This window comes from Campylobacter sp. BCW_6466 (genome assembly GCF_001762835.1).
GTDB classification, from domain to species: domain Bacteria; phylum Campylobacterota; class Campylobacteria; order Campylobacterales; family Campylobacteraceae; genus Campylobacter_D; species Campylobacter_D jejuni.
In genome coordinates this window covers 99,461-125,971 of sequence record NZ_MJXO01000073.1, presented here as the reverse complement: position 1 = coordinate 125,971, position 26,511 = coordinate 99,461, and the positions used below count along the sequence as shown (strand labels likewise).

At 29.7% G+C, this 26,511-nt stretch carries 31 protein-coding genes; 18 read left to right on the top strand and 13 right to left on the bottom strand.

The window, feature by feature from the left end:
- Positions 1–8: 8 nt before the first annotated feature.
- Positions 9–809 carry an RICIN domain-containing protein gene (locus tag AJ887_RS08840; protein WP_044779554.1) on the bottom strand — a complete coding sequence of 267 codons (801 nt, stop codon included), beginning with the start codon at positions 807–809 and terminating at the stop codon, positions 9–11.
- Positions 810–1,288: 479 nt separating this feature from the next.
- Here AJ887_RS08840 and surE point away from each other — a divergent pair, with 479 nt between their 5' ends.
- From surE to AJ887_RS08825, 3 genes are read left to right on the top strand one after another with little or no spacing between them, the layout of a single operon-like run.
- Entirely contained in the window at positions 1,289–2,065 is a 777-nt protein-coding gene (gene surE, locus AJ887_RS08835; protein ID WP_044779553.1) for a 5'/3'-nucleotidase SurE, read from the top strand.
- On the top strand, positions 2,055–2,720 hold the full coding sequence (locus tag AJ887_RS08830) for a ThiF family adenylyltransferase (protein WP_074486806.1): 666 nt from the start codon (positions 2,055–2,057) through the stop codon (positions 2,718–2,720). The genes surE and AJ887_RS08830 overlap by 11 nt, the downstream gene beginning before the upstream one ends.
- Positions 2,717–3,466 (top strand): OXA-184 family class D beta-lactamase OXA-637, encoded by a 750-nt coding sequence (locus AJ887_RS08825; protein ID WP_052858477.1) that lies wholly within the window; start codon positions 2,717–2,719, stop codon positions 3,464–3,466. The genes AJ887_RS08830 and AJ887_RS08825 overlap by 4 nt, the downstream gene beginning before the upstream one ends.
- On the opposite strand, the gene AJ887_RS08820 is transcribed toward AJ887_RS08825, so the two are convergent.
- Positions 3,463–4,239, bottom strand: coding sequence for a complement resistance protein TraT (locus AJ887_RS08820; protein ID WP_002870725.1), 777 nt, complete (start codon positions 4,237–4,239; stop codon positions 3,463–3,465). The two genes, AJ887_RS08825 and AJ887_RS08820, sit on opposite strands and share 4 nt — an antisense overlap.
- 9 nt (positions 4,240–4,248) lie before the next feature.
- Positions 4,249–4,761: a hypothetical protein gene (locus tag AJ887_RS08815; RefSeq protein ID WP_002861080.1), complete on the bottom strand. Its 513-nt coding sequence runs from the start codon at positions 4,759–4,761 to the stop codon at positions 4,249–4,251.
- Between the two features lie 126 nt (positions 4,762–4,887).
- Here AJ887_RS08815 and AJ887_RS08810 point away from each other — a divergent pair, with 126 nt between their 5' ends.
- Positions 4,888–5,115: a helix-turn-helix domain-containing protein gene (locus tag AJ887_RS08810; RefSeq protein ID WP_002870726.1), complete on the top strand. Its 228-nt coding sequence runs from the start codon at positions 4,888–4,890 to the stop codon at positions 5,113–5,115.
- On the opposite strand, the gene AJ887_RS08805 is transcribed toward AJ887_RS08810, so the two are convergent.
- The 7 genes from AJ887_RS08805 to AJ887_RS08775 are packed head-to-tail and all read right to left on the bottom strand — an operon-like array spanning position 5,112 to position 10,285.
- A complete protein-coding gene (locus AJ887_RS08805; RefSeq protein ID WP_070285090.1) occupies positions 5,112–5,990 on the bottom strand; it encodes a sulfate/molybdate ABC transporter ATP-binding protein in 879 nt (292 codons plus the stop codon). The two genes, AJ887_RS08810 and AJ887_RS08805, sit on opposite strands and share 4 nt — an antisense overlap.
- On the bottom strand, positions 5,987–6,661 hold the full coding sequence (modB, locus tag AJ887_RS08800; protein WP_070285088.1) for a molybdate ABC transporter permease subunit: 675 nt from the start codon (positions 6,659–6,661) through the stop codon (positions 5,987–5,989). The genes AJ887_RS08805 and modB overlap by 4 nt, the downstream gene beginning before the upstream one ends.
- Positions 6,654–7,055 (bottom strand): molybdopterin-binding protein, encoded by a 402-nt coding sequence (locus AJ887_RS08795; protein WP_002861084.1) that lies wholly within the window; start codon positions 7,053–7,055, stop codon positions 6,654–6,656. Before AJ887_RS08795 ends, modB begins: the two co-directional genes overlap by 8 nt.
- A complete protein-coding gene (gene modA, locus AJ887_RS08790) occupies positions 7,052–7,801 on the bottom strand; it encodes a molybdate ABC transporter substrate-binding protein (protein ID WP_070239970.1) in 750 nt (249 codons plus the stop codon). The genes AJ887_RS08795 and modA overlap by 4 nt, the downstream gene beginning before the upstream one ends.
- A gap of 50 nt (positions 7,802–7,851) precedes the next feature.
- Positions 7,852–8,538, bottom strand: coding sequence for a malonyl-ACP O-methyltransferase BioC (gene bioC, locus AJ887_RS08785; RefSeq protein ID WP_002861086.1), 687 nt, complete (start codon positions 8,536–8,538; stop codon positions 7,852–7,854).
- A complete protein-coding gene (locus tag AJ887_RS08780; protein WP_002861087.1) occupies positions 8,535–9,146 on the bottom strand; it encodes a pimeloyl-ACP methyl esterase BioG family protein in 612 nt (203 codons plus the stop codon). Before AJ887_RS08780 ends, bioC begins: the two co-directional genes overlap by 4 nt.
- On the bottom strand, positions 9,143–10,285 hold the full coding sequence (locus AJ887_RS08775) for an aminotransferase class I/II-fold pyridoxal phosphate-dependent enzyme (RefSeq protein ID WP_070239972.1): 1,143 nt from the start codon (positions 10,283–10,285) through the stop codon (positions 9,143–9,145). Before AJ887_RS08775 ends, AJ887_RS08780 begins: the two co-directional genes overlap by 4 nt.
- A gap of 67 nt (positions 10,286–10,352) precedes the next feature.
- Here AJ887_RS08775 and AJ887_RS08770 point away from each other — a divergent pair, with 67 nt between their 5' ends.
- Positions 10,353–11,636, top strand: a complete 1,284-nt coding sequence (locus tag AJ887_RS08770; protein WP_044779544.1) for an adenosylmethionine--8-amino-7-oxononanoate transaminase — start codon at positions 10,353–10,355, stop codon at positions 11,634–11,636.
- Here AJ887_RS08770 and AJ887_RS08765 read toward each other — a convergent pair.
- Genes AJ887_RS08765 through AJ887_RS08755 form a run of 3 tightly spaced genes read right to left on the bottom strand, consistent with a single transcriptional unit; the run spans position 11,623 to position 12,893 of the window.
- Positions 11,623–12,228 carry a dethiobiotin synthase gene (locus AJ887_RS08765; RefSeq protein ID WP_070239974.1) on the bottom strand — a complete coding sequence of 202 codons (606 nt, stop codon included), beginning with the start codon at positions 12,226–12,228 and terminating at the stop codon, positions 11,623–11,625. The two genes, AJ887_RS08770 and AJ887_RS08765, sit on opposite strands and share 14 nt — an antisense overlap.
- Positions 12,229–12,237: 9 nt before the next feature.
- Positions 12,238–12,552: a DMT family transporter gene (locus AJ887_RS08760; RefSeq protein WP_002794052.1), complete on the bottom strand. Its 315-nt coding sequence runs from the start codon at positions 12,550–12,552 to the stop codon at positions 12,238–12,240.
- A 2-nt stretch (positions 12,553–12,554) separates the two neighbouring features.
- The gene (locus AJ887_RS08755; RefSeq protein WP_002870735.1) at positions 12,555–12,893 is read right to left on the bottom strand and encodes a DMT family transporter; all 339 of its coding nucleotides are present in this window, start codon (positions 12,891–12,893) and stop codon (positions 12,555–12,557) included.
- A gap of 131 nt (positions 12,894–13,024) precedes the next feature.
- Here AJ887_RS08755 and AJ887_RS08750 point away from each other — a divergent pair, with 131 nt between their 5' ends.
- The 13 genes from AJ887_RS08750 to AJ887_RS08690 all read left to right on the top strand — a co-directional run bounded on the left by AJ887_RS08750 (position 13,025) and on the right by AJ887_RS08690 (position 26,509).
- The gene (locus AJ887_RS08750) at positions 13,025–13,561 is read left to right on the top strand and encodes a 50S ribosomal protein L25/general stress protein Ctc (RefSeq protein ID WP_002791314.1); all 537 of its coding nucleotides are present in this window, start codon (positions 13,025–13,027) and stop codon (positions 13,559–13,561) included.
- Positions 13,558–14,103: an aminoacyl-tRNA hydrolase gene (gene pth / locus AJ887_RS08745; protein ID WP_002892865.1), complete on the top strand. Its 546-nt coding sequence runs from the start codon at positions 13,558–13,560 to the stop codon at positions 14,101–14,103. Before AJ887_RS08750 ends, pth begins: the two co-directional genes overlap by 4 nt.
- Before the next feature lies 1 nt (position 14,104).
- Positions 14,105–15,163 carry an LptF/LptG family permease gene (locus AJ887_RS08740; protein WP_070239976.1) on the top strand — a complete coding sequence of 353 codons (1,059 nt, stop codon included), beginning with the start codon at positions 14,105–14,107 and terminating at the stop codon, positions 15,161–15,163.
- A 43-nt stretch (positions 15,164–15,206) separates the two neighbouring features.
- Positions 15,207–16,415 carry a diaminopimelate decarboxylase gene (lysA, locus tag AJ887_RS08735; protein WP_070239978.1) on the top strand — a complete coding sequence of 403 codons (1,209 nt, stop codon included), beginning with the start codon at positions 15,207–15,209 and terminating at the stop codon, positions 16,413–16,415.
- Position 16,416: 1 nt separating this feature from the next.
- The gene (locus AJ887_RS08730) at positions 16,417–17,178 is read left to right on the top strand and encodes an HAD-IIA family hydrolase (protein WP_070239980.1); all 762 of its coding nucleotides are present in this window, start codon (positions 16,417–16,419) and stop codon (positions 17,176–17,178) included.
- Positions 17,172–18,245 (top strand): prephenate dehydratase, encoded by a 1,074-nt coding sequence (gene pheA, locus AJ887_RS08725; RefSeq protein WP_070239982.1) that lies wholly within the window; start codon positions 17,172–17,174, stop codon positions 18,243–18,245. Before AJ887_RS08730 ends, pheA begins: the two co-directional genes overlap by 7 nt.
- Positions 18,235–19,329: a histidinol-phosphate transaminase gene (hisC, locus tag AJ887_RS08720; protein WP_002922251.1), complete on the top strand. Its 1,095-nt coding sequence runs from the start codon at positions 18,235–18,237 to the stop codon at positions 19,327–19,329. The genes pheA and hisC overlap by 11 nt, the downstream gene beginning before the upstream one ends.
- Before the next feature lie 53 nt (positions 19,330–19,382).
- Positions 19,383–21,065 (top strand): flagellar basal-body MS-ring/collar protein FliF, encoded by a 1,683-nt coding sequence (gene fliF, locus AJ887_RS08715; protein ID WP_002861099.1) that lies wholly within the window; start codon positions 19,383–19,385, stop codon positions 21,063–21,065.
- Positions 21,065–22,093, top strand: coding sequence for a flagellar motor switch protein FliG (gene fliG, locus AJ887_RS08710; RefSeq protein WP_002854670.1), 1,029 nt, complete (start codon positions 21,065–21,067; stop codon positions 22,091–22,093). The genes fliF and fliG overlap by 1 nt, the downstream gene beginning before the upstream one ends.
- Before the next feature lie 7 nt (positions 22,094–22,100).
- A complete protein-coding gene (fliH, locus tag AJ887_RS08705) occupies positions 22,101–22,931 on the top strand; it encodes a flagellar assembly protein FliH (protein WP_070285086.1) in 831 nt (276 codons plus the stop codon).
- The gene (gene dxs, locus AJ887_RS08700; RefSeq protein WP_044779538.1) at positions 22,924–24,771 is read left to right on the top strand and encodes a 1-deoxy-D-xylulose-5-phosphate synthase; all 1,848 of its coding nucleotides are present in this window, start codon (positions 22,924–22,926) and stop codon (positions 24,769–24,771) included. The genes fliH and dxs overlap by 8 nt, the downstream gene beginning before the upstream one ends.
- Before the next feature lie 85 nt (positions 24,772–24,856).
- A complete protein-coding gene (gene perR, locus AJ887_RS08695; RefSeq protein ID WP_002861102.1) occupies positions 24,857–25,267 on the top strand; it encodes a peroxide-responsive transcriptional repressor PerR in 411 nt (136 codons plus the stop codon).
- A gap of 45 nt (positions 25,268–25,312) precedes the next feature.
- Positions 25,313–26,509, top strand: a complete 1,197-nt coding sequence (locus AJ887_RS08690) for a hypothetical protein (protein ID WP_002880500.1) — start codon at positions 25,313–25,315, stop codon at positions 26,507–26,509.
- The last annotated feature ends 2 nt before the right edge of the window (positions 26,510–26,511 follow it).

Genomic DNA, 26,511 nt, shown 5'->3' with positions numbered 1-26,511 from the left:
TCCAAAATTTATCTATAGGGACTATGAGTAGCATAAGTAGGCGGTGCTATATACCACTGTCTATCTAAATTTTTTTCTCCTGATTTTAAACAATCAGTAAGAAATATTTTATAATAACTAAAATCAAATTCTTTCATTACATCATTTATAGGTGTTTGAATGCATTTTTGAGTTGCGTAATTATAAATTTGATAAGCACCATTACTCATAGGAAATAATATCCAAAATTGAGCAAAATTGCTTTGATCACAAGGGTAATGGACAACCCCTTCGCCATAAGCATTGAGACATGTAAGCGTCTTAACGTTTTTAATCATAACTTTGTTTTGAGGAAATTCTATGATTTGCCAGACATTTGCATCGCCAAAAGGTATACTTGAATATAAAGTATAGCCCCATATCCAATTTCCCGGTCTTAAAGCCCATACAGTTAAAGCTGCTCCTGATGGACCCATTATGGTTACAAAATCACTAGGATATCCTCTATTTTCATATACAGATGCATCATTAAATTTTCCATTTGATTGTAATCTAGGCGAAGGTCCTTTAACAAAATCATTACCTTTAAAAGTATTTGTTTTTATTACAGGTGGTTCTAAAGGAACATCTTTTGGTATCAAATCTGAACCATCAACTAAAGCAGGAGTTTCTTGTTTGGCTGGTATTGTAGGTGTTTTTCCTATTTTAAGTGGATCGCTATCATGCAAATCACCGTAAGATCGTCCCAGAGGATTAAGCTCTTTAGAAGAGCATCCGATAAAAAATATCAATAATAAGCTTAATACTATCATAGAATGAAATTTTTGCATTTTTTCTCCTTAAAGTGAATTAAGATGTCGATAAGTATAATAATATAATTTTAAAAATATATAAAAAATTATAATTTAAGATTAAATAATTGTCTTCTATAAAAGAATAAAATTTTAATTTTTTGGAAAAATTATAGTTATAAAAAAAATATATTAACATCAATAATGAAAATTAATTTTAATAATAAAAAAGTTTTTTTATTATTAAAATTTAAACTATGGAATTTTAAGTTTTTAAGAATAAAAATATAAATGAGTATGGAATTCAAAATATTTGAACACTAGAAGAGTTACGATTAAAATCGTGATTCTAAAGTGTAGATTGGACTAAATAATAAAAATTAAGTTAATTAAGTTAATTGTGAATTACTTTATTGAGTTAAGAATAAAAGAATTAATTATAAAGAACATTTCTATATAGCTTTATTTGTATTTATTCTTAAAGCTTTTTATGTTAAAATATCCAATAAGGAAAAGCAATGAAAGAAATTCTTATCACTAATGATGATGGCTATGAGAGCAAAGGACTTAAAAAACTCATTAAGATGTTAAAAAAAGAATTTAAAGCCAAGATCACCATAGTAGCTCCTGCTAGTGAAAAATCAGCTTGTTCACACTCCATAACCCTAACCAAACCTTTGCGTTTTGTTAAAGTAGGAAAAAGATTTTACAAACTTGATGATGGCACTCCTGCAGATTGTGTTTATCTTGCACTTCACGCACTTTATAAAACACGCTTGCCTGATCTTGTAATCAGTGGGATTAACAAAGGAGCAAATGTAGGTGAAGATATTACCTACTCAGGAACTTGCGCAGGAGCTATGGAGGCGGTTTTACAAGGAATTCCTGCTATCGCTCTTTCTCAATTTTATAAAAAAAGCGAAAAAGAAATAGACTATAAAAATGCTTTAAAAATTACCAAAAAAATCATTCAAAATATTTTTGATAAAGGTTTTCCTTTGGAAAAAAAAGAATTTTTAAATATCAATTTTCCTGCAAAATCAAAAATCAAAGGTATTAAAATTTGTAAAGCAGGCAAAAGGGTTTATAATTTTGAAGCCCACTCAAATGTCAATCCGAGAGGAGTGGAGTACTATTGGCTTGCAGCGGCGAATTTAGACTTTGAAGATGAGAAAAATAGCGATATTGCCTTACTTAAAAAAGGCTACGCTACAATAACACCTATAATGCTGGATCTTACAGCTTATGAAAGAATGAAAAAAGTTAAAAAATGGTTAAAGGCAAATGATGAATGATAGATTTACGCGTATAAAATGGCTAGTTGGAGAAGAAAAATTTCAAAAAATTTCACAAACAAAAGTTTTGGTTTGCGGACTTGGTGGAGTGGGTGGAATTTGCGTTGATGCGCTTTATCGTAGTGGTTTTAAAAACCTTACTTTAATCGATGCGGATAAATTTGAAATCACCAATCAAAATCGCCAAATTCATAGCGAAAATATAGGCGAAGAAAAGGCTAAAGTATTTGAAAGAATTTATAAGGCTAAAGGTATAGTTAGTAAAATCGATGAAGATTTTTTAAAAAATTTTGATTTAAGCGAGTTTGATCTTATCATAGATGCCATTGATGATATACCTGCAAAAGTAGCTTTAGCTCATCTTATAGATTTTAAAAAACAAATTTTTATCTCTTCAACAGGTGGAGCAAGAAAGCTTGATCCAACACGCATTAAAACTACAAGTATTTTTAAAACTCACGGCGATGCTTTAGCGAAAAAATTTCGTTATGAACTTAGAAAATCAGGCTTTAAGGGAAATTTTGATGTGGTATTTTCTGATGAAGAAGCACATTGTAAAGATTTAGGTTCTTTTATGGGTGTGACAGCTTCTTTTGGTTTGGCTTTAGCAAGTTTAGCAATGAGAAAAGTCTTATCAAAATATAAAGAGCAATGAGAAATTTTATTGTATTTATATTGTTTTTGAATATAGCCATTGGAGAGGATAAAATACTTGGTAATTTTTTTAAAGATTGTAATACAAGTGGGACTTTTATAGTCTTTGATGGAAAAAATTATGCAAGTAATGATTTTCAAAGAGCTAAACAAACCTTTTCTCCTGCTTCAACTTTTAAAATTTTTAATGCTTTAATTGCACTTGATAATGGTGTAGTTAGAGATACAAAGGAAATTTTCTATCATTATAAGGGTGAAAAAGTATTTTTGCCCTCTTGGAAACAAGATGCTAGTTTAAGCTCAGCCATAAAACGCTCTCAAGTGCCTGCTTTTAAAGAATTGGCAAGAAAAATAGGACTTAAAACCATGCAAGAAGGCTTAAATAAACTTTCTTATGGAAATACAAAAATTTCAAAAATCGATACCTTTTGGTTGGATAATTCTTTACAAATTTCTGCAAAAAATCAAGCTGATTTGCTTTTTAAACTTTCGCAAAATTCTTTACCTTTTTCCAAAAAAAGTCAAGAAGAAGTTAAAGAAATTATTCTTTTTAAGGAAGATAAAATCCAAAAAATTTATGCTAAAACAGGTTTTAATGATAATATCAATTTAGCTTGGATTGTTGGATTTGTAAAGACTGAAAACAAAATTTTATCTTTTGCTTTAAATGTTGATATAAAGGACATTAAAAATATTAAAATAAGGGAAGAATTGCTAGAAAAATATCTAGCAATCATAACAAACTAAAATAATCCTGCAATCTGATTTGCAATTTTATCTTCTAAAATAGGCGTAGCTTCAGGAAGTTTAAGTCCTGTTTTCACAGCTTCTGCAAAAATAATAGTATTTTTTTCTATATATTTGCCTTCATAAGTTTGTTGTGTATTATTGATTTGATTTGAATTTAAATGTCCTACTTTATCACTGCGAACATTTCCGCCAAAGCTATTTAAAAAGCCTGAGCTTTGGGAATCTCTTACGCTAGCTTGTCCGCTAACATTACCACTAGAAGTTAAAACTTTACCATCAGCTTTTTGCTTGATATTAATATCTACTTGCATTTGCCAAATTGTATCTTCGGTAAGTTTTCCTAAAAGTCCTCCTACTAAAGCACCTGCAGCACCTGCAGCAACCATACCTCCTGCACCGCCGCCATTATAGCCACTAACTGTCACACCCGTAACACCTCCTGCAACAGCACTGCCTACAGCATTATTTTCTTGTTTTTTATCGCAATATAAAATATTAGTACTTAAAATATAATTTGCTTTATCAGGATCATCTATAACTTTATATCCTTTAGCTTCCAAAGCACTTCTTAATTTAGGTTCTAAATTTACATCATGTCCGCTTGTATTTTTGATATTTAAAAATACAATTCTTTTTTCCTTAGCTACAGGATCAAGAAAAATACTTTGACTCATTGTTGCATTAGTTTGTAAAGTAGTTGTTAAACAACCTGTGAGTAAACTAACTGCCAAAACACTACTTAATGTGATTTTAAAAATTGATTTTTTCATGATTTCTCCTTAAAGTATAGAATTTTGTTTATTTTTGCGTTCTTGTTCTTCTTTTTTGATATAGTCTTTATAAAGTTTTTCAAATTGATTAGTTTTATAAGTTAAATACATCTCAAAACTTAAATGAGGTGATTCAAGTTCTATTTTACAATCTCCATCCTGTAATTTTACATAACGATTACCTACATAAGGTACTTCTTTTTTGATAATTTTATATTTTGAAAGCGAAGATAAAATATCATTAAAACGATCTTTATGAAATTTTAATTGCACTAGTGTTAATCTATTTTCTTTATCAAAAATAAAAAGAACTTTATCTTTTAAACCCTCAAGCTCAAAATCACTTGAACTTACTTCAATAATCTTACCCCCTGTGTAAATACTAGTACCAGCATTTGAAAAGTTCGGATATTTTTTTACAACTTCATCGAAATTAGCTTTACCAAGTTCTAAGCCAAAAGGCATGGGATTTGCAAATATAACAGTAGTGTAAAAAATGCAAAATAAAAATATTTTTTTCACAATTAACTCCTTTTTAAAAATGAAAAATCAATTATAAAGACTTAAAGCTTAACAAACACTTATAAGTGTTTGTTATTTTACACTTGCTTTTTTATCATTCTAAAAATAACAATTTAGGTATTCAAATTGGAACAAGAATTAGATATTTTTTTTAATAAAATTGTAGAAAAAGTTAAAAAAGAAAGAAAAAAGCGAAAAATATCTCAGCTAATGCTTGCTAGCATTTTAGGACATAAATCACCAAATTATATTGCAAAAATAGAAACTAGAAAACATGGAGCAAATTATAATCTTGCTCATCTTTATCAAATTTCTAAAGAATTTGGTATAGACATCAAAGACTTAATGCCTTAAATTTTTCCAACAATAATAGGATTAAAAGCTTTTACTGAAAGTATGAGAGTATCGCCTATTTTTATATCTTGATAAGCTTTTAAAAATTCCTCTTCACTAAGAGTAATTTTAATAATGTCTTGATTTAAAAGCAAGGTTAAAACCACTAAAATATCACTTTTTTTAATTTCTAACAAAGTTGCACTCAAACGCAATTTTGCACTAATACTTGAATGAGTAAAAAATTCATTTTTAGGAAAATCCTTAATGATTTTTCCATTCCTAAGCTCTAAAATTCTATGACTTAACTTATAAATTTCAGCTAAATCATGACTTACCAATAAAGTACTTATCTTAAAATACTCTAAAATTTTAGCCAATTCATCTTGTAAATTGGCGCGCATTTTAAAATCCAAAGCGCTCAAAGGCTCATCTAAAAGCAAAATTTTTGGTTCCCTTGCTAAAGCTCTTGCTAAAGCTACTCTTTGTGCTTGTCCTCCGCTTAAATGTTTAGGATAAATTTTAGCCAAATTTTCAAGATCCATTAAGGCTAGAAGTTCCATAACCTTTGCCTTAGAACTAGCGGCATAGGCGATATTTTCTTTTACATTCATATTTGGAAAAAGCGCATAATCTTGAAAAACAAAACCAATTTTTCTTTTTTGCAAAGCTAAACTAAAATTTTTTGAAGAATCAAACCAAAGTTCATTATCTACTTCTATACGTCCAAATTCAGGTCTTATAAGTCCTGCTATGATTTTTAAAAGAGTGGTTTTTCCTGCTCCGCTTTCGCCAAAAAGTGCAGTAATTTTTCCTGATTCTATATCTTTTTTAAAATTTAAATCCAGCCTTCCTTTAGCAGTATTCATAGGATGATTGATATCAATTTTTATCATTGAAAACTCATTTTTTTATTGACAAAATAAAGACTAAAAAGCACCAAAAAAGAAAAAATAAACAATATAAAAGCATATTGATGTGCCAAGCTATAGTTTAAGATTTCAAGTTCATCGTAAATAGCTATACTAGCTACTAAAGTTTCACCTTGTTTATGTCCTCCTATCATCATCACGACTCCAAATTCACCCACAGTATGGGCAAAACTCATCGCACAAGCACTAAAAATTCCTGCTTTAGAATTAGGTAAAATCACTCTAAAAAGAGTATAAATTTTACTTTTACCTAAACTATAAGAAGCATCGAGCAAATTTGGATTGATCGATGAAAAGGCACTTTGCAAAGGATTTACCATAAAAGGCAAAGAAAAAATCAAAGAAGCAAAAACAAGACCTTCAAAACTAAAAACCAAAGAAAAATTAAAATATTCTTTTAAAACTTGCCCTAAAAAACTATTAGCCGAAAAAGTTACAAGCAAATAAAATCCCAAAACACTAGGAGGTAAAATCAAAGGCAAAGAAATAAAGCTTTGAAGGATTGTTTTAAAAGGAAAACGCACAAAACTTAACAAATAAGCTAAAAATACACCAATAAAAAAAAGAATAAAAGTCGTGATAAAAGCAAGTTTAAAAGTAAGATAAAGGGTTTGTAAAAAAGCTGAATCAAGCACTATGACTCCTTAATACAATATCATTTGCTTTTACAAAACAAAGCCATTCTTGATTTTCACAAAGTTCAAGTTCTAAGGCTTTTTCTTTGGTGATGATGCTAGAAAGCTCATTACCTTTAAAATCAAAAAATACCTGATACAAAAGTTCGCCTTTTTTAATTTTTGTAATTTTAGCCAAAAAAGAATTTTCAACACTTAAAAGAGTTTTACTTGTGCTAAAACAAAGCTCATGTTCTTTAAAAAGAAGTTCTACACTCGCGCCAATTTTTAAATTTTCTAAAGATTTTAATTCAAGCATTAAAACACTAAAAATCACTTCTTTAGAAAGTATTTTAACAATAACTATATCCTCTTGATTTAAAAGCTCACAAATTTGTCCTTTTATAAGGTTCATGGTGTGCTAAATCCGTATTTTTTGAAAATTTCTTTTGCTTTTGAAGAGCCAATAAATTCGCTAAATTCAAAGGCTAATTTTTTATCCTTAGCGTATTTTGTGATAACATAACTTTGCTCTAAAGGGCTAAAATACTTTGCATCAATTATAACAGCCTTACCCTTAGGATGATTGATAGAAGAAACTAAAGAATAAGCTACTATAGCTATATCTGCATTTTTACTATCTACATGTAAAACAGGCACTGAGATATTTTCACCTAAAACGATTTTATCCTTAAAAAGCTCATTTAAATCCAAATTTTCAAGCACTTCTTTAGCTGCTACTCCATAAGGAGCTACTTTAGGATTGGCTATGCTTAGATGCGTGATTTTACCCGCCTGTTCTTTTAAATTTTCAACACCTCCTTGGAGTAAATTTTCATCCAAGCTATATAAAGCCAAAACTCCCAAAACATAAACTTTTGGCTTTATTAAAGCATTTTTATTATCATAAATAGCCTTAGCATATTTAGTATCCGCTGAAAAAAAGAGATCAAATTCTCTTCCTTGTTTTAAAAGCTCATAATATTTTCCAGAAGCACCAAAAACCAATTCTATTTTATCTTCTGGATGTGTTTTCAAAAACTCATCTTTAACTTCACTCATTGCCTTTGAAGCTGAAGAAGCCACGAAAATGCTTAAATTTTGTGCATTTAAACACGAAACAAAAAACAAAATCCCAAAAAATACTATAAACTTTTTCATTTAGTTTTCCTTGTGTAAAAATTTAATTTTTGGATTATAACACAAAAAATTCATTTTATATCATTTTTGCATAAAATAAATACAGGATGATAAGTGAGTTTGTTTTGAAATTTTTCTTCAAATTCTTTTAAAAAACTTTTATTTAAAGGATAAAATCCTAAAGAATTTACACCGCTTAATTTTAAATGCCTAAAAACATCTAAAGCATTATCAAAGCTTAATTTTATGAGTTCTTGAGTAATTTTTACCTCATTAAAATAGACTTTAAAAATTTGCTCTAATTCATTTAAGCTAAAATATTTTAAACCAAAACCCGTGCTTTGCTTGATTTCTTTTAAATTTTGTTCTGCAAAAGTAGAAAGAAGTAAAATCCCATTTTGATTTAGCATATCCCTAAGACTTGGTAAAATGCGTTTTAAATCAAGCCATTGCAAAGTTGCATTTGAAACAATAAGATCAAATTTCTCTTTACTTAAATCCTGTTTTGCAATTTCATTCATATCAAAAATTAAAATATTAGAATTTTCTTTAAAGTCTAAAATATCGTTTTTTAAATACTCATCAAAAGTAATGAAATTTTGAAGTTTTTTGCTCAATTCACCCCTACCACAACCAAATTCAAACACTTTTTCAAAATGTGAAATTTTTAAATCTTTTAAAATTTCACAAAGTTTTAAACCCATGAAATCTTGCACTTTTGCATGTTTTTCATAATCTTTTGCTTTTAAAAAATTCAAAGCTCATCCCAAGTTTTAAAATGAAAAAAAGCAAAATGCGGTTCATCTAAAAAAATCAAATTTTTAAAACTATTTTTCAAGGCATTTGGTGGAAAAATTTCATCTTCTTTGCTTGAATAAACCTTATCCCAAAGCAAATTTTCTTCTTGTTTTGTTAAAGCAAAATCAAAAAGTTTTTCAAGCTCTATTTTCAAAACTTTTTCATCTTTGAAAATAAAATCTTTGGCTAAGCTTTTGCGTTCTTTAAATAAAGCCTCTTTAAAATGTTCTAATTTAAAATTTTGCAGGGTTTTTTTAAAAATTGTAAGATGAATTCCTTTTGATTTATCTATGCCTAAATTTGTGCCATTTATGGCTATTTTTTGTTTAAAATTAAGCTCTTTTAAAAGTCTATTTGCCACACAAACCCCCATAGAAAAAGCGATTAAAAAAAGCTCATCAAAAGCTTTGAAATTAAAATTTAAATCAAAATTTTCATAATCATAAAATAAAATCACATTTTTATCGCTTTTTAAATGCGAAAAATGACTAGGATGTGAAGCAAACCCTCCAAATACCACTATAAGTTTTTTTGAATCAGGATTTTTGCATAAAAATTCATATTTCATAAAAGCTCTATTATCCTTTCAAGTTCTTCTGTGTTAAGTCCTGCGTGCAAAGAAAAACGAATTCTAGCTGTATTTTTTGGTACGGTAGGTTCTTTAATCGCAGGAGCAAAAAATCCAGCTTTTTGGAATTTTTGTGAAATTTCTAAGGCTTTTTTATTTTCACCTAAAAGCAAGCAAATAATATAAGCATCACCTAAAACAGTGTGATTTTTTTCTTGCAATTTACTTTTAAAAAAAGTACTTAAAAGTTCTAATTTTTCTCTTTCTTTCTTAAAATAAGGCATTTTTTTAAAAATAAATTGCGTCCAAGCTACATTAATAGGTGGTAAGGCTGTAGAATAAATAAAAGCTCTAGCTTTGTTGATGAAAAATTTTTTATATTTTTCATCACATATCATACAAGCACCCATGGAGGCAAGGGCTTTTCCAAAGGTAAAAACCAAAAAATCCACTTCATTTTCTAAGGCTAGTTTTTTAACAAGCCCCAAACCTTCTTCATCAAAACAACCCACGCTGTGTGCTTCATCTATATAAAGCTTAATTTTATCATAACGTCTTTTAAGCTCACGCAAAGTTTTAAAATCGCTAAAATCTCCATCCATACTAAACAAAGCTTCGCTTAAAACGATGATATTTTCATATTTATCATAATGTTTTTGGATTAAACTCTCTAAATGATTCATATCTTTATGATGAAAACGAAAAAAATCAGCCCTGCCAAGTCTTAAGCCATCAATCATACTTGCATGAATTAATTTATCGGCTAAAAAAAGCGTTTTAGAAACGCTAGAAAGTGCTGCTATACAAGAGATATTTAGATGATAGCCACTATTAAAATGTAAAATTTCCTTATCTTTAAATTTAGTCTTTAAAAAACTTTCTAATTCTTCATAAATTTCAAAATTTCCACTCAAACTTCTTGAACTAGAACTTGAAAAAAACAAATCTTGCTCTTTTAAGGTATTTAAAAACTCAGCTTTTAACTCTTTAGAAGACGCCAAATAAAGATAATCATTTCCTGCTAAATTTAAAAGTTTTTGATTTTGCTTATAAACAAATTTATTTTCATGTTTTAAAGGCGTTAGAGTTCTTAGATTGTGATTTTGCTCTAGATCTTGCAAAATTTTTTCAAGCTTCATTTTTTTCCTGTAAATTTAAAAATTTAAAGTATTATTTTGCCAAAATATTTTTAAAAAAGAAGTTATAATGCAAAATCAAATCTTAAAAAATCTTGATTTAAAACACATTTGGCACCCTTGCACACAAATGAAAGATCACGAAACCCTACCTTTAATCCCTATAAAAACAGCAAAAGGCGTGTGGCTTTATGATTTTGATGATAAAGCTTATATGGATTGTGTGAGTTCTTGGTGGGTAAATCTTTTTGGTCATTGTAATGAAAAAATCGCAAATGCCATTAAAAAACAAGTTGATGAGCTTGAACATGTGATTTTAGCAGGTTTTACACATGAGCCTATCATCAAGCTTTCTACGAGACTTTGTGAAAAAGTGGGGCATGATTTTAATAAATGTTTTTATGCGGATAATGGCTCAAGTGCCATTGAAGTAGCACTTAAGATGAGTTTTCATTATCATTTAAATAAAGGTTTGAAAAAAAATAAATTTTTATCCCTAAGCAATTCCTATCATGGTGAAACCTTAGGGGCTTTAAGCGTGGGCGATGTTGCGCTATATAAAGATACTTACAAAGCCTTGCTTTTAGAGTGTTTAAGCACTCCTGTGCCACAAGGCAAAGACTATACTAAAGAGCTTGAAATTTTAAAAGATATTTTAGAAAAACACTCGAGTGAAATTTGTGCTTTTATTCTTGAACCCTTGGTGCAATGTGCGGGAAATATGCACATGTATGAAGTTGGTTTTATCGATGAAGCGATCAAGCTTTGCCATGCTTTTAATGTGCAAGTGATTTTTGATGAAATTGCAGTGGGTTTTGGACGCACAGGCACTTTGTTTGCCTTGCATCAATGCAAACAAAGCCCCGATTTTATCTGTCTTTCAAAGGGAATTACAGGAGGATTTATGCCTCTTTCTGTAGTGCTTACAAAGGATGAAATTTATAATGCCTTTTATGCACCCTATAGTGAGCAAAAAGCCTTTTTACACTCTCATAGTTATACAGGAAATACTCTAGCTTGTGTAGCAGCTAATGCGGTTTTAGATATCTTTGAAAATGAAAATATTTTAGAAAAAAATCAAATTTTAAGTACCTTTATCCAGCAAGAATTTTCCAAACTTAAAAAATTTGATTTTTTAGGAAATTTTAGAACTTGTGGAATGATTAGTGCTTTTGATATTTTAAGCCATAAACACGAACGCATGGGACTTTTTGTATTTCAAAAAGCCTTAGAAAAAGGCTTGCTTTTAAGACCTTTAGCAAATACGATTTATTTTATGCCTCCTTACATCATCACAAAAGAACAAATCGTTTATGTGGTGGAAAGTTTAGAGCAGATTTTTAATGAATTTTAAGTTGTAAAATTTCTTGCATTTGTTCTTTAAAATCTTCATTTAAAATGCTATTTTCATCAAAAAAATCAAGATTGATTATGGGAATTTTTGCATAATTTTTTATAAAATCATCTTGTAAGATATCTTTTTTACCCATCATCACAAGAGCTAAAATATTGATATTTCTTTGCTTTAAAGCTTCAATGCTAAGTAAAATATGATTAATACTTCCAAGATAGTATTTTGCTACTAAAATCGTAGGGTGTTTAAAAATATTTACAAAATCAATCATAGTGTAATTTTCATCCATAGGAGAAAAAAGCCCACCCGCAAGCTCAATAAGTAGGTTCTTACTTTTTGGTAAAATAATATCTAAGGCTTTATAATCAAGCTTTTCTTTGATTTTTCCAAGATGAGGAGAAGCTGGAGTTTGCAAAAAAATACCTTCTTTAAAAACCTTTGTTTTTGGGCTAAATTTTGCAATAAACTCGCTATCTGTTGGAGTTCCTGCTTGAATGAGTTTAAAATAATCATAGTTAAAATTCGCGCAAAAAGCTGCACTAAAATGTGTTTTTCCTACATCAGTATGTATTCCACTCACATAAATTTGCACAAAAAATCCTTAAGAAAGAAATTTTAAACCTACTGTACAAGCAATAATCACAGCGATTAAAAAAAGTTTTAAAAAACTTTTACTTTCTTTATAAAAAAGTACTCCTATCATTACCCCACCAGCAGTTCCAGCTCCTGTCCATATAGCATAAGCAACACTCATAGCGATATTTTGCATACTTAAGCTTAAAAAAGTAAAAGAAAATCCAAAACACACTATCAAAGCCAAAAGGTAAAGCTTGTTTTTAGTGCTCACAAGTTCTTTCATGATCACCACACCAAAAATTTCACAAGCAGTAGCTAAAAACAAATAAAACCATTCCATAACTAAGCTTCCTTGCTTACCCATTTAAGGGCTATAATGCTTAAAAGTAAAATCGCTATAAGCACAAGTTTAATTACAGAAACAGCCTCGTTAAAAATAAACATTTCATTTAAAACCACTCCTATAGTGCCAATGCCTACAAAAACACTATAAGTAATGCTTACTTCAAGTCTTTCACAAGCTTTTAAAAAACAAGTAAAAGAAATACAAACTCCAATGGCTGTTAAAATATAATGCCAAATTTCTGTAGAATATTTAAGTCCGCTTACCCAAAAGCATTCTATAATCCCACCTAAGATTATTAAAAACCAAGCTATATTGATATTGAATTTTTCATTCACATGAAGCCTTAAATTAACATAATTTATAAAACAAATTATATCTTAAAGAAATTAAAAGAAGCTATAAATTTACTTTTCCATAAGCCAAAATTAGATATAATCGAAGCTCATTTTTTAAGAAAGGACAAAAGATGTTAGAAGGTATCGTTAGAGAGAGTATCGGTAGAAAAGCTGCTAAAGCTTTAAAAAGAGATGGTTATCTAATCGCAAACATCTATGGAAAAGGATTAGAAAACATCAATGCCGCTTTTAAAGTAAATGAGTTTATTAAAGAAGTTCGTAAAAAAACTACTTTAATTTTTGATGTAAAAGTAGGTTCTCAAACTTTAAGCGTTGTAGTTGTGGATTATCAAAAAGATCCTGTAACTGCAGAGCTTAAACATGTGGATTTGAAAGTTGCACAAAAAGGTGTGATTTCTAAGTACATGGTTCCGGTTAAAATCACAGGAACAGCTATAGGTCTTAAAAATAAAGGTGTTTTAATCCAATCAAAAAGAAGATTAAAAGTAAAATGTGCAGCTGAAAATTTACCAAATTTCTTCGAACTTGATGTAAGTAAACTTGATGTGGGTGATGCTTTACTTGTTCGTGATATTGTAGTTCCTGCGGGAGTAACTATGATTGATGCTGATAGAGTAGCGGTTGTAGGCGTAGAAAAAGCTAGATGATTTTAGTCGTAGGGCTTGGCAATATAGGCGTAGAGTATGAAAATACCCGTCATAATGTCGGTTTTATGCTAATTGACTTGCTTTTAAAAGAAAGCAATTTTACAAATCTTACAAACTCTAAATTTAAAGGAGAACTTTTTAAAATAGGTTCTTCTTTACTTCTTCTTAAACCTAGCACTTATATGAATAATTCAGGACTTAGTGTAAAAGCAGTGAATGATTTTTATAAATGCGAAAGAATGATAGTTATCCATGATGATATAGATATAAATTTAGGAGCCTTGCGCTTTAAAAAAGGCGGTTCAAGTGGTGGACATAATGGGCTTAAAAGCATAGATACTTTATGTGGAAATGATTATGAAAGAGTGCGTATAGGAGTGGGAAAGGGTGAAAATGTGATTTCCCATGTTTTGGGCAAGTTTAAAGCCGAAGAAGAAATAACTTTAAGCAAAGTTTTAGAGCATACAAAAAAAGCTTTGCTTGAGCTTATTGAAAATGATGATTTGTCTGCTATATCATCTAAATACAGCCTAAAGGCTTAAGATGTGGATATTTTTTCGTTTTATTTCAGGGATTTATCTAAAAAATTTTTTTATTATATTTTTTTCTTTACTTGGTTTTTATTGTGGTATTGATTTGCTCTTAAATTTTAAAGATCTACCAAAAGCCGCAAATCTTGATTTGCTTTATATTATGTTTTTATCTTTCTCGGCAGTACCTTATGTATTACCCATTTCTTTGATTTTTGCCTTGGTAGTTTCTTTGATTTCCATGATCAGGGCAAATGAATTTGTAAGTCTTTATGCATTAGGACTGAGCAGAAATTATGTTATTTTATTTCCTTTTTTATGGGCTTTATTTTTTTGTTGTATTTATATAGGATTGAATTTTACTTCTTTTGCTTATGCAAATGATTATAAGAGAAATATTTTAAAAAATGGCACTATTATGAATCAAAGTGGAGAAGTGTTTTTGAAATTTAACAATAATTTTGTTTATATTTCAAAGATAAATCATGGACAAAATAGTGCTCAAAATATAAAAATTTTTAATATCAATGATTTAAATTTAAGCTCTTTTGTAAGTGCTAAAAATGCCCATTTTGAAGGTGAAAGTTGGATTTTGCGAGATGGTAATATTACATTATTACCTAAAAATTATGAACTTGCTAATGATGGTTTAAAGATACAAGATTTCTCCGAGCTTAAATCACTTGAGGGTTTTAAACCAAAGATTATAGAAGGGGTTGCTAGTAATAGTGATTATTCAATATCTGACGCACTTGAAAGTTTTGAGCTTTTTAAGGCGCAAAATGTCAATACAGATGCTCTTAAAATCAATCTTTATAAATTTGTTTTTACTCCTTTTTTTGCACCATTTTTAATGCTTATTATGTATTATTTTTTTCCTGTAATAGCAAGATTTTTTAATCTTGCTTTTGTAACTTTTATAGCTTTTGTAGTGACTTTGATGATTTGGGGAGTCTTGTTTTTGCTTACTAGATTAAGCGAAAATAGTGTGATTGCAAGTGAAATTGGCATTGTAGTGCCTATTATAATTTTGGGTTGTTTAAGTGCTTATATGTATTATAAGCATCGATAAATTAAGCTTTGTGTAGTAAAATTATAAAAATTAAAGGTTAAATATGGATTATAAACAATTAAAGCAAGAATTTAATACTCCTTTTTATATTTACAATTTTGATTTCATAAAAGAGCGTTTTTTAAATCTCAAAGAGGCTTTTAAGGCTAGAAAATCTCAAATTTTTTATGCTGTAAAAGCCAATTCAAATTTAAGTTTGTTGCAAATGCTTGCAAATTTAGATAGTGGATTTGATTGTGTGAGTATAGGCGAGGTAAAGCGTGCCTTAAAAGCAGGGGCAAAAGCTTATAAGATTATTTTTAGTGGAGTAGGAAAAACCAAAGAAGAGTTAAGACAAGCTTTAGAATATGATATTTTATATATTAACCTTGAAAGCGAAGCTGAAATGATGCTTTTAGAAAGTGTGGCTAAAGAACTTAATCTAAAGGCAAGAATTAGTATTCGTGTTAATCCAAATGTTGATGCAAAAACTCATCCTTATATTTCTACAGGATTAAATGAAAATAAATTTGGTGTTGAAATTGATATAGCAAGAAAAATGTATCTTTATACAAAAAATTCATCTTTTTTAGAGCCTGTTGGAGTGCATTTTCATATAGGTTCGCAACTTTTAGATATTTCTCCTATTCATGAAGCAGCAGCCATTGTCGCAAAACTTGTAAGAGAGTTAAAAGCCTTGCAAATCGATCTTAAATTTTTTGATATAGGCGGTGGCTTGGGTGTGGCTTATGAAAAAGATGAGTGTGAAGTTGATCTTTATAATTATGCACAAGGTATATTAGCACAACTTCATGGGCTTGATTTAACCATAGGAATGGAGCCTGGAAGGTATTTAGTTGCTAAAAGTGGAGAATTTGTTTGTTCAGTACTTTATGAAAAACAAAATAAAACCAAGCGTTTTGTTGTAGTAGATGGAGCGATGAATGATCTTATACGCCCAAGTTTATACGAGGCTTATCATGAAATAATCTTACCTTATACTCAAGCCCAAGAGAGTTTATGTGATGTTGTAGGTGGAATTTGTGAGAGTGGAGACTTTTTTGCTAAAGCAAGGTCTTTACCTAGCACTCAAAGTGGTGATATAATGGTTATTAAAAATACTGGAGCTTATGGTTTTAGCATGAGTAGTAACTACAATACTCGTAATAAAGTTTGCGAATTAGCCCTTGAAGAAGGACAGGTAAGATTGATCCGTCAAAGAGAAAATTTTGAAAATCAAATCGTTTTAGAAGAGAAATTTTTAAAGGCTTAAAATGTTTTTTTTAGATGTTCAAGGGACTTTAATTTCTGATCATGATAAGAGTTTAATCCATGGTGCTAAAGAATTGATCGATTTTTTAAATGCAAAAAATCTTCCTTATGTTATTATTACTAACAATACAAAAAAACTTGATTTTTTAGAAAAATTACAGCAAAAAGGATTGGCTATAAAAGAAAATGCTTATATTGATCCTTTTAGCGTTTTAAAACACCTTTTAAAACCTTGTAAAGTTGTGGCTTTTGGTGCAGATGAGTTTGTAAAAAGTCTTGAAAATCTTGGTTTTGAACTTGATTTTGTAAATCCTAGTGCTGTGCTTGTAGCTAGTTATGATGATTTTAAATTTAAAGATTTTGCTAGTATGATAGAATTTGCTAGAAGAGAAGTTAGGTTTATAGCTATGCACGAAACTAGCATTTATAAAAAAGATGGCAGGCCTTATCCTGGTGTAGGTAGCATTATGGCTATGCTTAAAAATGCTATTGATTTTAAATACGAGGTTGTGGGTAAGCCTAGCATTGCTTTTTATAAAGAAGCTTTAAATTTGATAAGAAGACAAAATTCAAAAATCGATTTTGAAGATATTAAAATCATTAGTGATGATTTTAGAGGAGATTTGCTTAAGGCAAAAGAACTCGGCATGAAAACCTTGTTAGTTTTAAGCGGCAAAATAAGCGACACAAAAGGGCTTGATACGGATTTGCTTGATGGAGTTTATCCTAGTGTTTTTGAGTTTTTAAAGGAGCTAAAATGCTAAATTTAGAAGAATTTAGAAATAAAATCGATGCGGTTGATGATAAAATTTTAGAACTTTTAAACGAAAGAATGACTTATGTTAAAAGCATAGGCGAGCTTAAACAAAGTAGCGGGGGAAGTATTTATCGTCCTGAGCGCGAAAGAGCCATTATCAATCGTTTAAAAAATGCAAATTTAGGACTTTTAGATCAAAATGCCATAGAGGCAATTTATCAAGAAATTTTTGCAGTTTCAAGAAATTTAGAAATGCCTCAAACTATAGCTTATTTAGGGCCTGAAGGAACTTATACTCATCAAGCAGCAAGAAGTCGTTTTGGAGCGATGAGTCGTTATATAGCCTTGGCTAATATCGAAGATGTTTTTAAAGAGTTAAGCAACAAAGAAGCAAAATACGGTGTTGTGCCTATAGAAAATAATACCGAAGGTGCAGTAGGTATTACTTTAGATTGTCTAGGTAGGTATAATGAGCTTAAAATTTTTGGTGAAATTTATATGGATATTCATCATTCTTTTGTGGGAATTAATGAAAATTTAAAAGAAATCAAACGTATTTATTCGCATCCACAAGGTTATAATCAATGTCGTAAATTTTTAGAAAGTCATGAACTTAGTGCTATAGAATTTGTTCCTTCAAAATCTACAGCTAATGCGGCTTATCTAGCTTCGCAAGATAAATATGCAGCAGCAATTTGCTCTAAAATAGCGGCTAAGCTTTATAATGTGCCTGTGCTTTTTGATAAAATAGAAGATAATGCAGCCAATAAAACAAGATTTTTAATTTTAAGCGATATTAAAAATCCTAAAATGCCAAATTGTAAAACTTCTATTTTAGCACACACAGCACATAAACCTGGGGGGCTTAGCTTTTTATTAGAGCAGTTTAAAAAAGAAAATATCAATCTTACCAAGCTTGAATCTCGTCCTGTAAAATCAAAAGAATTTTTACACAGTTTTTATATAGATTTTGAAGGGCATATTGATGATGAAAATGTAAAAAAAGCTTTAAAAGATATACAAGAGATTGTTTGGCTTGGATCTTATTTATCAGGAGAGAAAGATGAAATTTAATGAATTTTTAAATCATTTAAGCAATTATGAACCCGGCAAAGATATAGAAGTTATTGCTAAAGAATATGGCGTTAAAGAAGTGATAAAATTAGCAAGTAATGAAAATCCTTTTGGCACGCCACCAAAAGCTATAGAATGTTTAAGACAAAATGCAAACAAAGCCCATCTTTACCCTGATGATAGTATGATAGAACTTAAAAGCACATTGGCTCAAAAATACAAAGTTCAAAATGAAAATATTATTATCGGTGCAGGCAGTGATCAAGTGATTGAATTTGCTATACATGCTAAGTTAAATTCTAAAAATGCTTTTTTGCAAGCTGGAGTTACCTTTGCTATGTATGAAATTTACGCCAAACAATGCGGTGCAAAGTGCTATAAAACTCAAAGCATTACTCATAATTTAGATGAGTTTAAAAAGCTTTATGAAACGCACAAAGATGAAATTAAACTCATTTTCTTATGCTTGCCAAACAATCCTTTAGGCGAGTGTTTGGATGCAAGTGAAGTGACCAAATTTATTAAAGGTGTGGAGGAGGATTGTTTAGTTGTGATTGATGCAGCTTATAATGAATTTGCAAGTTTTAAAGATAGCAAAAAACATTTAGAACCTTGTGAATTGATTAAAGAATTTGACAATGTACTTTATTTGGGAACTTTTTCTAAGCTTTATGGATTAGGAGGCTTACGCATTGGTTATGGCATAGCTGATGCTAGTATTATTAGTGCATTTTACAAGCTTCGTGCGCCTTTTAATGTGAGCAATCTTGCTTTAAAAGCAGCAGTTGCAGCAATGGATGATGATGAATTTACTGAAAAAACTTTAGAGAATAATTTTTCTCAAATGGAGCTTTATAAAGAATTTGCTAAAAAACATAATATCAAAATCATTGATAGTTATACAAATTTCATCACTTATTTTTTTGATGAAAAAAATAGTACAGATTTGTCTGAAAAATTGCTTAAAAAGGGTATAATAATAAGAAATTTAAAAAGCTATGGTTTAAATGCTATACGCATTACTATAGGAACATCTTATGAAAATGAAAGATTTTTTACAGAATTTGATAAGATTTTAAGATAGATATAAATCAAATAAAAATATGTAAAATTCGCCAAACTAAGGGATGAGAATTAATGGATTTTAAAAATATGTTTCATCAAATTGGGCAACTTTATCAAAATTTAACTCGCAAGCAGCGTATAGTGATTGCTGCATCTATTGTAGTAGTGGTTGGGTTTTTGGTTTTTTTAGCTTTATTTCGCGGAAGTGGTAGTAATGCAAATAATGGATATGCAGTTTTAGTTGAAAATGTAAGTCCAAGTTCTTCTGCTGCAATTGTAGCTAAACTTGAACAAAATAATATTCCCTATAAATTAGAAAGTGAAAATAAAATTTTAGTTCCACAAGATCAGGTTTATCGTCAAAGAATGTTTATTGCAAGCGAAGGTCTTATAAAAGATAGTCGCGTGGGTTTTGAAGCTTTTGATACTCAAGCTTTTGGAGCTACAAATGAAGAACAAAAGGTAAAATACCAAAGAGCCATAGAAGGCGAACTTGCAAGAACTATTGAGACTTTAGAACCTATTCGTAGCGCTGTTGTACACATAGCATTTCCTAAAGATAGTGTTTTTACCGAAAGGCAAATTCCGCCTACAGCTTCAGTTGTTGTTAATGTTCGCGAAGGCTTAAAGCTTACTAGAAAACAAATTGATGGCATAAAAAATATTGTTTCAGCGGCGGTTCCAAAACTTACTAAAGAAAATGTTAAGATTAGTGATCAAAGTGGTGTGCCTTTAGATGAGCAAGAAGCATATGAAGATGATTTGGTTCGTGCGCAAATTAAATTTAAAAGTGATCAAGAAAAAGCTTTAGAAGATAAGATTATAGAAAATTTAGCTCCTTTTGCAGGTGGTATGGATAAAGTAAAAGTGAGTGTAAATATAGATTTTGATTTTTCCAAGCAAGAATCTCAAAGTGAAATTTATGATCCAAATCCTATAGTGCGTAGCGAGCAAACTTTAAACGAGGAAAGAACAGGTAGAAAAGATCCAGAAATTCAGGGTGTTCCAGGTGCTGTTTCTAATATAGGTCCTGTTGAAGGACTTGACAATAAGGGTCAAATTGACACTTATAAAAAAAATCAAGTTACTACGAATAATGAACTTTCTAAAACTATTACAAATACCAAAAAACAATTTGCAACAGTTTTACGCACTTCAGCAGCTGTTACTATAGATGGAAAATATCAAGATGTGGTTGATGAAAATGGGGATGTGAAAAGCGAATATGTTCCATTAACCAAAGAAGAGCTTGCAAGTGTTGAGAGTATAGTTAAAAATACTATTAATTTTAGTGCTACTAGAGGTGATAGTGTTGTAGTTCAAAATTTACCATTTCATCGTGAGTCGATTAGAGTTGAGAGTAAAGTTAAGACTTTTTATAATCGTTTTATTGAGCCGTTTATTCCACCGGTTAAGTATTTTATTGCAGCGATTTTACTTTTTATTTTTTACAAAAAAGTTATTACTCCATTTACTCAAAAAATGCTTGAAGATGTCGCAGCGCAAGAAGAAATGCAGCAAGGTCCAAATGCTGTTTTAGATGATGTTGAAGATACTTTGGAAAAAATGAATGCAGCAAGGAAAAAAGTTGAAGAACAACTTGGTTTTGGAGATAATTTCAATGAAGATTCTATCCAGTATGAGGTTTTGCTTGAAAAATTGCGTGGTTTGGTAAGTGATAAAAGCGAGGAAATTGCTGCACTTTTGCAAAATTTAATTCAAAACGATAGTGAATTTGGTGAAAAGGATATGTGATGATAAAGCTAAGTGAAGAACAAAAAATGGTCTATGATGATTTATCGATGCCTGAAAAGGTGGCGATATTTCTTATACAACTTGGCGAAGATGCAACAACTTCTGTGTTTTCACATATGGAAATTGATGTAATTACAGAAATTTCACGTTATATTGCTATGGCTAAAAATGTTGATAGATCCGTAGCTACTGCAGTTTTAGAAGAATTTTACACTCTGCTTCAATCAAATCAATATATTAAAAGTGGTGGTTTGGAATATGCTAAAGAAATACTTTTTCGTACTTTTGGGCCAGAGATTGCAAATAAAATTCTTGAAAAACTCACTAAAAGTATGGAGAATAATCAAAATTTTGCTTATTTGGCGCAAATTAAACCACAGCAACTTGCAGACTTTATTACTAAAGAGCACCCACAAACCATCGCTCTTATTTTGGCACATATGGATTCTATTCATGCGGCAGAAACTTTAGAGTATTTTAGTGATGAATTAAGGGCTGAGGTGGTTATAAGAATGGCAAATCTTGGCGATATTTCTCCAAGTATTATTAAAAGAGTTTCTGCAGTGCTAGAAAGCAAGCTTGAAAGTCTTACCTCTTATAAGGTTGAAGTGGGCGGCCCAAGAGCAGTAGCAGAAGTGCTTAATCGTTTGGGTCAAAAAGCAAGCAAATCAACCATTACTTATATTGAACAAAGTGATGAACGCTTAGCAGAGACTATTAAAGAGCTTATGTTCACTTTCGATGATATACAAAAACTTAGTACTCAAGCTATAAGAGAAATTTTAAAAGTAGCTGATAAGCGTGATTTAATGATAGGTTTAAAAGGCGCAAGTGAAGAGTTAAAGCAAAAATTCTTAGCCAATATGTCTACGCGTGCAAGCGAAGCTTTTCTTGAAGAAATGGGTTTTTTGGGTGCTGTGCGTGTTAAAGATGTTGAAGATGCACAAAGAAAGGTTGTTGAAGTGGTGCAAAAACTTGCAGAACAAGGTCTTGTTCAAACAGGCGATGCGGATGAAATGATAGAGTAGGTGAGAGATGGTTAATCGTAGCAATGTAATTTCTGGTGGGGCTTCTGATCAGCATGTTGTTGAAGGATATCGTTTTAAAGTTATTTCAGAATTTGATAATCATACAGGTGAAAAAAAACATACTCAAACTCCAGATGAAGAAAATGCTAATATATCTTTAAATGATGAAAAACCAGTCGAAGAAAATTATGCTATTGCCCCTACGCAAGCTGTTATGGAAACTCAAATTCCAACATTTCAACCAAGTTTTGTTGAAGATTTGCTTAAAAAAACAGATGAAATGTCAAGCAATATTATTAAACTTCAAATGCAAATAGAAAGTCAAGAGAATGAATTTAATAACCGCTTAAATTCAGAACTTGAAAATGCTAAAGAAAAATTTGCCAAAGAAGGTTATGAGAAAGCAAAAGAAGAATTTCAAAAGGAATTGAGTGATTTTAAAGATAAGTATTTAAAAAGTATAGCCAAGCTCGATAATGCTTGTGAAAATCTTGAAAATTTTATAGAAAAAAACGAGAAAGAATTAGCAGATACTGCTATAGATATCGCTAAAGAAGTAATCTTAAAAGAACTTGAACTAAATTCAAGTAAGATAGCTTATGCTTTGGCCAAAGATTTAATCGGCGAGCTTAAGGGTGCTAGTGCAATTGAGCTTAAGGTTAATGCAGAGGATTATGAGTATTTAAAAGAGCAATTTGATCAGAATGCTCATATTAAAATAAGTCTTGATGATGCAATTAGCAAAGGAAGTGTTATTATTATAAGTGACGCAGGCAATATAGAATCCAATCTTAACTCTCGTCTAACTAAAATTAAAAAAATGGTGAATAATGAGTAAAAAATTTGCCCATACTCAAGAAGAGTTAGAAAAGCTAAGTTTAAAAGAATTAGAAAATTTAGCAGCATCTATACGTGAAAAAATCATACAAGTTGTGAGTAAAAATGGTGGACATTTAAGTTCAAATTTGGGTGCTGTAGAACTTAGTATAGCAATGCATTTGGTTTTTGATGCAAAAAAAGATCCTTTTATTTTTGATGTGTCACATCAATCTTATACACACAAGCTTTTAAGCGGAAAAGAAGAAATATTTGATACTTTAAGACAAATCAATGGTTTGAGCGGTTATACAAAACCTAGCGAGGGAGATTATTTTGTAGCAGGGCATTCTAGCACCTCTATTTCTTTGGCAGTAGGTGCTTGTAAGGCCATTGCTTTAAAAGGTGAAAAGCGTATTCCTGTTGCTTTGATTGGAGATGGTGCTTTAAGTGCGGGTATGGCCTATGAGGCTTTAAATGAATTGGGTGATTCTAAATTTCCTTGCGTAATACTTTTAAATGATAATGAAATGAGTATTTCAAAACCAATTGGAGCAATTTCAAAGTATCTTTCTCAGGCTATGGCAACACAGCTTTATCAAAGTTTTAAAAAGCGTATTGCTAAAATGTTGGATATATTACCTGATAGTGCTACTTATATGGCTAAGCGTTTTGAAGAGAGTTTTAAACTTATTACTCCTGGGCTTTTGTTTGAAGAATTAGGGCTTGAATATATAGGGCCTATTGATGGACATAATTTAGGTGAAATTATTTCTGCATTAAAACAAGCAAAAGCTATGCAAAAACCTTGTGTGATACATGCTCAAACCATAAAGGGTAAAGGCTATGCTTTAGCTGAAGGAAAACATGCTAAATGGCACGGGGTAGGAGCTTTTGATATAGATAGTGGAGAGAGTGTTAAAAAAAGTGATACTAAAAAATCTGCTACTGAAATTTTTTCTAAGAATTTGCTTGATTTAGCCTCAAAATATGAAAATATTGTTGGGGTTACGGCGGCTATGCCAAGTGGAACAGGTCTTGATAAGCTTATAGAAAAATATCCAAATCGTTTTTGGGATGTGGCTATTGCAGAACAGCATGCAGTAACTTCTATGGCTGCTATGGCAAAAGAAGGATTTAAACCTTTTATTGCAATATATAGCACCTTTTTGCAGCGTGCTTATGATCAAGTGATCCATGATTGTGCAATTATGAATTTAAATGTGGTTTTTGCTATGGATAGAGCAGGGATAGTAGGCGAAGATGGGGAGACACATCAAGGTGTTTTTGATCTTAGTTTTTTAGCTCCTTTGCCAAATTTCACTCTTTTAGCCCCAAGAGATGAGCAAATGATGCAAAATATAATGGAGTACGCTTATTTACATCAAGGACCTATTGCTTTTCGTTATCCTAGAGGGAGTTTTATTTTGGATAAAGAATTTAATCCTTGTGAGATAAAACTTGGTAAGGCACAATGGCTTGTAAAAAATAATAGTGAAATTGCTTTTTTGGGTTATGGACAAGGTGTGGCAAAAGCGTGGCAAGTTTTAAGAGCCTTGCAAGAAATGAATAATAATGCTAATTTGATCGATTTAATTTTTGCTAAACCTTTAGATGAAGAGCTTTTGCGTGAGCTTGCTAAAAAAAGTAAAATTTGGTTTATTTTTAGTGAAAATGTTAAAATTGGCGGTATAGAAAGTTTAATTAATAATTTTTTACAAAAATATGATTTGCATGTAAAAGTTATTAGCTTTGAATATGAAGACAAATTTATTGAACATGGAAAAACAAGTGAGGTGGAAAAAAATCTAGAAAAAGATGTCAATAGTTTGTTGACGAAAGTTTTAAAATTTTATCATTAAATAATAAAAAATATTATTTAATATAAACTTCTTTTAATAAAAATTTTATTATTATTTCCACTTAAAAAAGCAAGGAATAAATACAATGGAATTACTACAAATGCTTAAAAAACATGAGTTAAAAGCTACTCCGCAAAGACTATGTGTTTTAAAAATTTTAAAAAGACATGAGCATCCTAATATTGATGAATTATATGCAGAAATTAAAAAAGAATACCCTTCAATCTCTTTAGCGACGGTTTATAAAAATCTTAATACTTTACAAGAACAAGGTTTAGTTGTTGAAATCAATGTTTTAAATCAAAAAACTTGTTACGATATTTATGAAGAAGAACATATTCATGTAGTTTGCGCCAAATGTGGTGGTATAGAGGATTTAAGTTTTAAAGATGCTAAGCTTTATGAATATCAAGAGCATTTAGAAAAAAAGATAGGCAATCTCGTCAATCATCTGTCCGTTTGTGCTTATGTTGATAGTTGTAAAAAGTGTCATTAAGCAAAATAAGGTTAAAATAGCCCATATATTTTAAGGGTTATTTTAATGGTTTATGAAATTCAAAAAAACTTTTTACTATCTGATTGCACTCTTTTAGAGAATTTAAAAAAAGATAATATACCTTTTCGAAATTCTAAATTTGAAACTTTTTATACTCAAATAACTTCAAATCATAGTGTTAAATTTCAAAGTTTTTGCAATGAATTTTATAAAATTACAAAATTTAATAATTCAATTTTAGAACAGAATCAAGAAGAGAAAATTTCTAAAAAAAAATTTGAAAAAGCTCGAAAAAAGATTATAGGAAAGAGCATTAAAAAAGAACGCTTCGAATTTAAATTGTGTTCTTTAAAAAGTTATATTGATATTTATGAAGAGCCTAAAATTTGTATTTTAAAAATATTTTTTCCAACGTTGGATAGTTCCAATGAATTTAAAATCCCTAAAGATTTTAAAATTCAAAAAGAATTACATCATGATTTAAATTCTAAACATATCGTTTTATATGGTTTTGAATATCAAAAGTTTGATATAGAGAAATGTTTTAAAATTATAGAAAAAAATCAGAATTTTAGCTTGGATTTTCCAAATTATATTAATGCTTATGATGGATTTAGGATTTTTTTATTTTATTTATTTAAAAAATTAAAATTTTATTGGACTTTATCTTTAGAGAGAAAAGATAAGCAAAGTTTATGTGAATTTTTATTTTATTCAAGAAGTTTGTATATAGTTTTATCAAGCATGAATACTATTTTAGATAAAAATTTGAGTAATATTTTGGCTTTAAAGTTTAAAGATATAACGAAAAAAACTCAAGATATTTTAGCAAGTGAAAATTCAAATCAAGATTTATTACTATTTTTAAGCGATGAAAAAATCCAAGATTTGTTTAATGATTTTGATTTTTTCATAAAGGAAAATTCTTTTTATGAAGGCGATTGCAAAGATAGGTTTTTTAAACAACTTGTTGCGTTAGAACTTAGAAAAAAAATTATTTTATTTAGAAAAAATATACTAAAAAATTTTGATTTAGAGCTTTTTGAAAATAGTTTTTTTGAATTGGCAATATTTTTAGAATATTTTTATCGTTTTTTAGAGATAAAAAATTTAAACAAACTTTATGAAAAATATTGCAAAGATAGAGATAAAAATATTTTTTCGAAAATAATCAATAATAAAAATAAATTTTGCAAATTGCTTAAAAAATCAAGTAAAAATTTGAAAATTTACAAAGGATAAAA

Excerpts from the sequence above, each read along its gene's own strand:
- AJ887_RS08840 (WP_044779554.1), bottom strand. The coding sequence starts at position 809 with ATGCAAAAATTTCATTCTATGATAGTATTAAGCTTATTATTGATATTT.
- surE (WP_044779553.1), top strand. The coding sequence starts at position 1,289 with ATGAAAGAAATTCTTATCACTAATGATGATGGCTATGAGAGCAAAGGA.
- AJ887_RS08830 (WP_074486806.1), top strand. The coding sequence starts at position 2,055 with ATGATGAATGATAGATTTACGCGTATAAAATGGCTAGTTGGAGAAGAA.
- AJ887_RS08825 (WP_052858477.1), top strand. The coding sequence starts at position 2,717 with ATGAGAAATTTTATTGTATTTATATTGTTTTTGAATATAGCCATTGGA.
- AJ887_RS08820 (WP_002870725.1), bottom strand. The coding sequence starts at position 4,239 with ATGAAAAAATCAATTTTTAAAATCACATTAAGTAGTGTTTTGGCAGTT.
- AJ887_RS08805 (WP_070285090.1), bottom strand. The coding sequence starts at position 5,990 with ATGATAAAAATTGATATCAATCATCCTATGAATACTGCTAAAGGAAGG.
- AJ887_RS08795 (WP_002861084.1), bottom strand. The coding sequence starts at position 7,055 with ATGAACCTTATAAAAGGACAAATTTGTGAGCTTTTAAATCAAGAGGAT.
- modA (WP_070239970.1), bottom strand. The coding sequence starts at position 7,801 with ATGAAAAAGTTTATAGTATTTTTTGGGATTTTGTTTTTTGTTTCGTGT.
- AJ887_RS08780 (WP_002861087.1), bottom strand. The coding sequence starts at position 9,146 with ATGAAATATGAATTTTTATGCAAAAATCCTGATTCAAAAAAACTTATA.
- AJ887_RS08775 (WP_070239972.1), bottom strand. The coding sequence starts at position 10,285 with ATGAAGCTTGAAAAAATTTTGCAAGATCTAGAGCAAAATCACAATCTA.
- AJ887_RS08770 (WP_044779544.1), top strand. The coding sequence starts at position 10,353 with ATGCAAAATCAAATCTTAAAAAATCTTGATTTAAAACACATTTGGCAC.
- AJ887_RS08760 (WP_002794052.1), bottom strand. The coding sequence starts at position 12,552 with ATGGAATGGTTTTATTTGTTTTTAGCTACTGCTTGTGAAATTTTTGGT.
- AJ887_RS08750 (WP_002791314.1), top strand. The coding sequence starts at position 13,025 with ATGTTAGAAGGTATCGTTAGAGAGAGTATCGGTAGAAAAGCTGCTAAA.
- pth (WP_002892865.1), top strand. The coding sequence starts at position 13,558 with ATGATTTTAGTCGTAGGGCTTGGCAATATAGGCGTAGAGTATGAAAAT.
- AJ887_RS08740 (WP_070239976.1), top strand. The coding sequence starts at position 14,105 with ATGTGGATATTTTTTCGTTTTATTTCAGGGATTTATCTAAAAAATTTT.
- lysA (WP_070239978.1), top strand. The coding sequence starts at position 15,207 with ATGGATTATAAACAATTAAAGCAAGAATTTAATACTCCTTTTTATATT.
- AJ887_RS08730 (WP_070239980.1), top strand. The coding sequence starts at position 16,417 with ATGTTTTTTTTAGATGTTCAAGGGACTTTAATTTCTGATCATGATAAG.
- pheA (WP_070239982.1), top strand. The coding sequence starts at position 17,172 with ATGCTAAATTTAGAAGAATTTAGAAATAAAATCGATGCGGTTGATGAT.
- hisC (WP_002922251.1), top strand. The coding sequence starts at position 18,235 with ATGAAATTTAATGAATTTTTAAATCATTTAAGCAATTATGAACCCGGC.
- fliF (WP_002861099.1), top strand. The coding sequence starts at position 19,383 with ATGGATTTTAAAAATATGTTTCATCAAATTGGGCAACTTTATCAAAAT.
- fliG (WP_002854670.1), top strand. The coding sequence starts at position 21,065 with ATGATAAAGCTAAGTGAAGAACAAAAAATGGTCTATGATGATTTATCG.
- fliH (WP_070285086.1), top strand. The coding sequence starts at position 22,101 with ATGGTTAATCGTAGCAATGTAATTTCTGGTGGGGCTTCTGATCAGCAT.
- dxs (WP_044779538.1), top strand. The coding sequence starts at position 22,924 with ATGAGTAAAAAATTTGCCCATACTCAAGAAGAGTTAGAAAAGCTAAGT.
- perR (WP_002861102.1), top strand. The coding sequence starts at position 24,857 with ATGGAATTACTACAAATGCTTAAAAAACATGAGTTAAAAGCTACTCCG.
- AJ887_RS08690 (WP_002880500.1), top strand. The coding sequence starts at position 25,313 with ATGGTTTATGAAATTCAAAAAAACTTTTTACTATCTGATTGCACTCTT.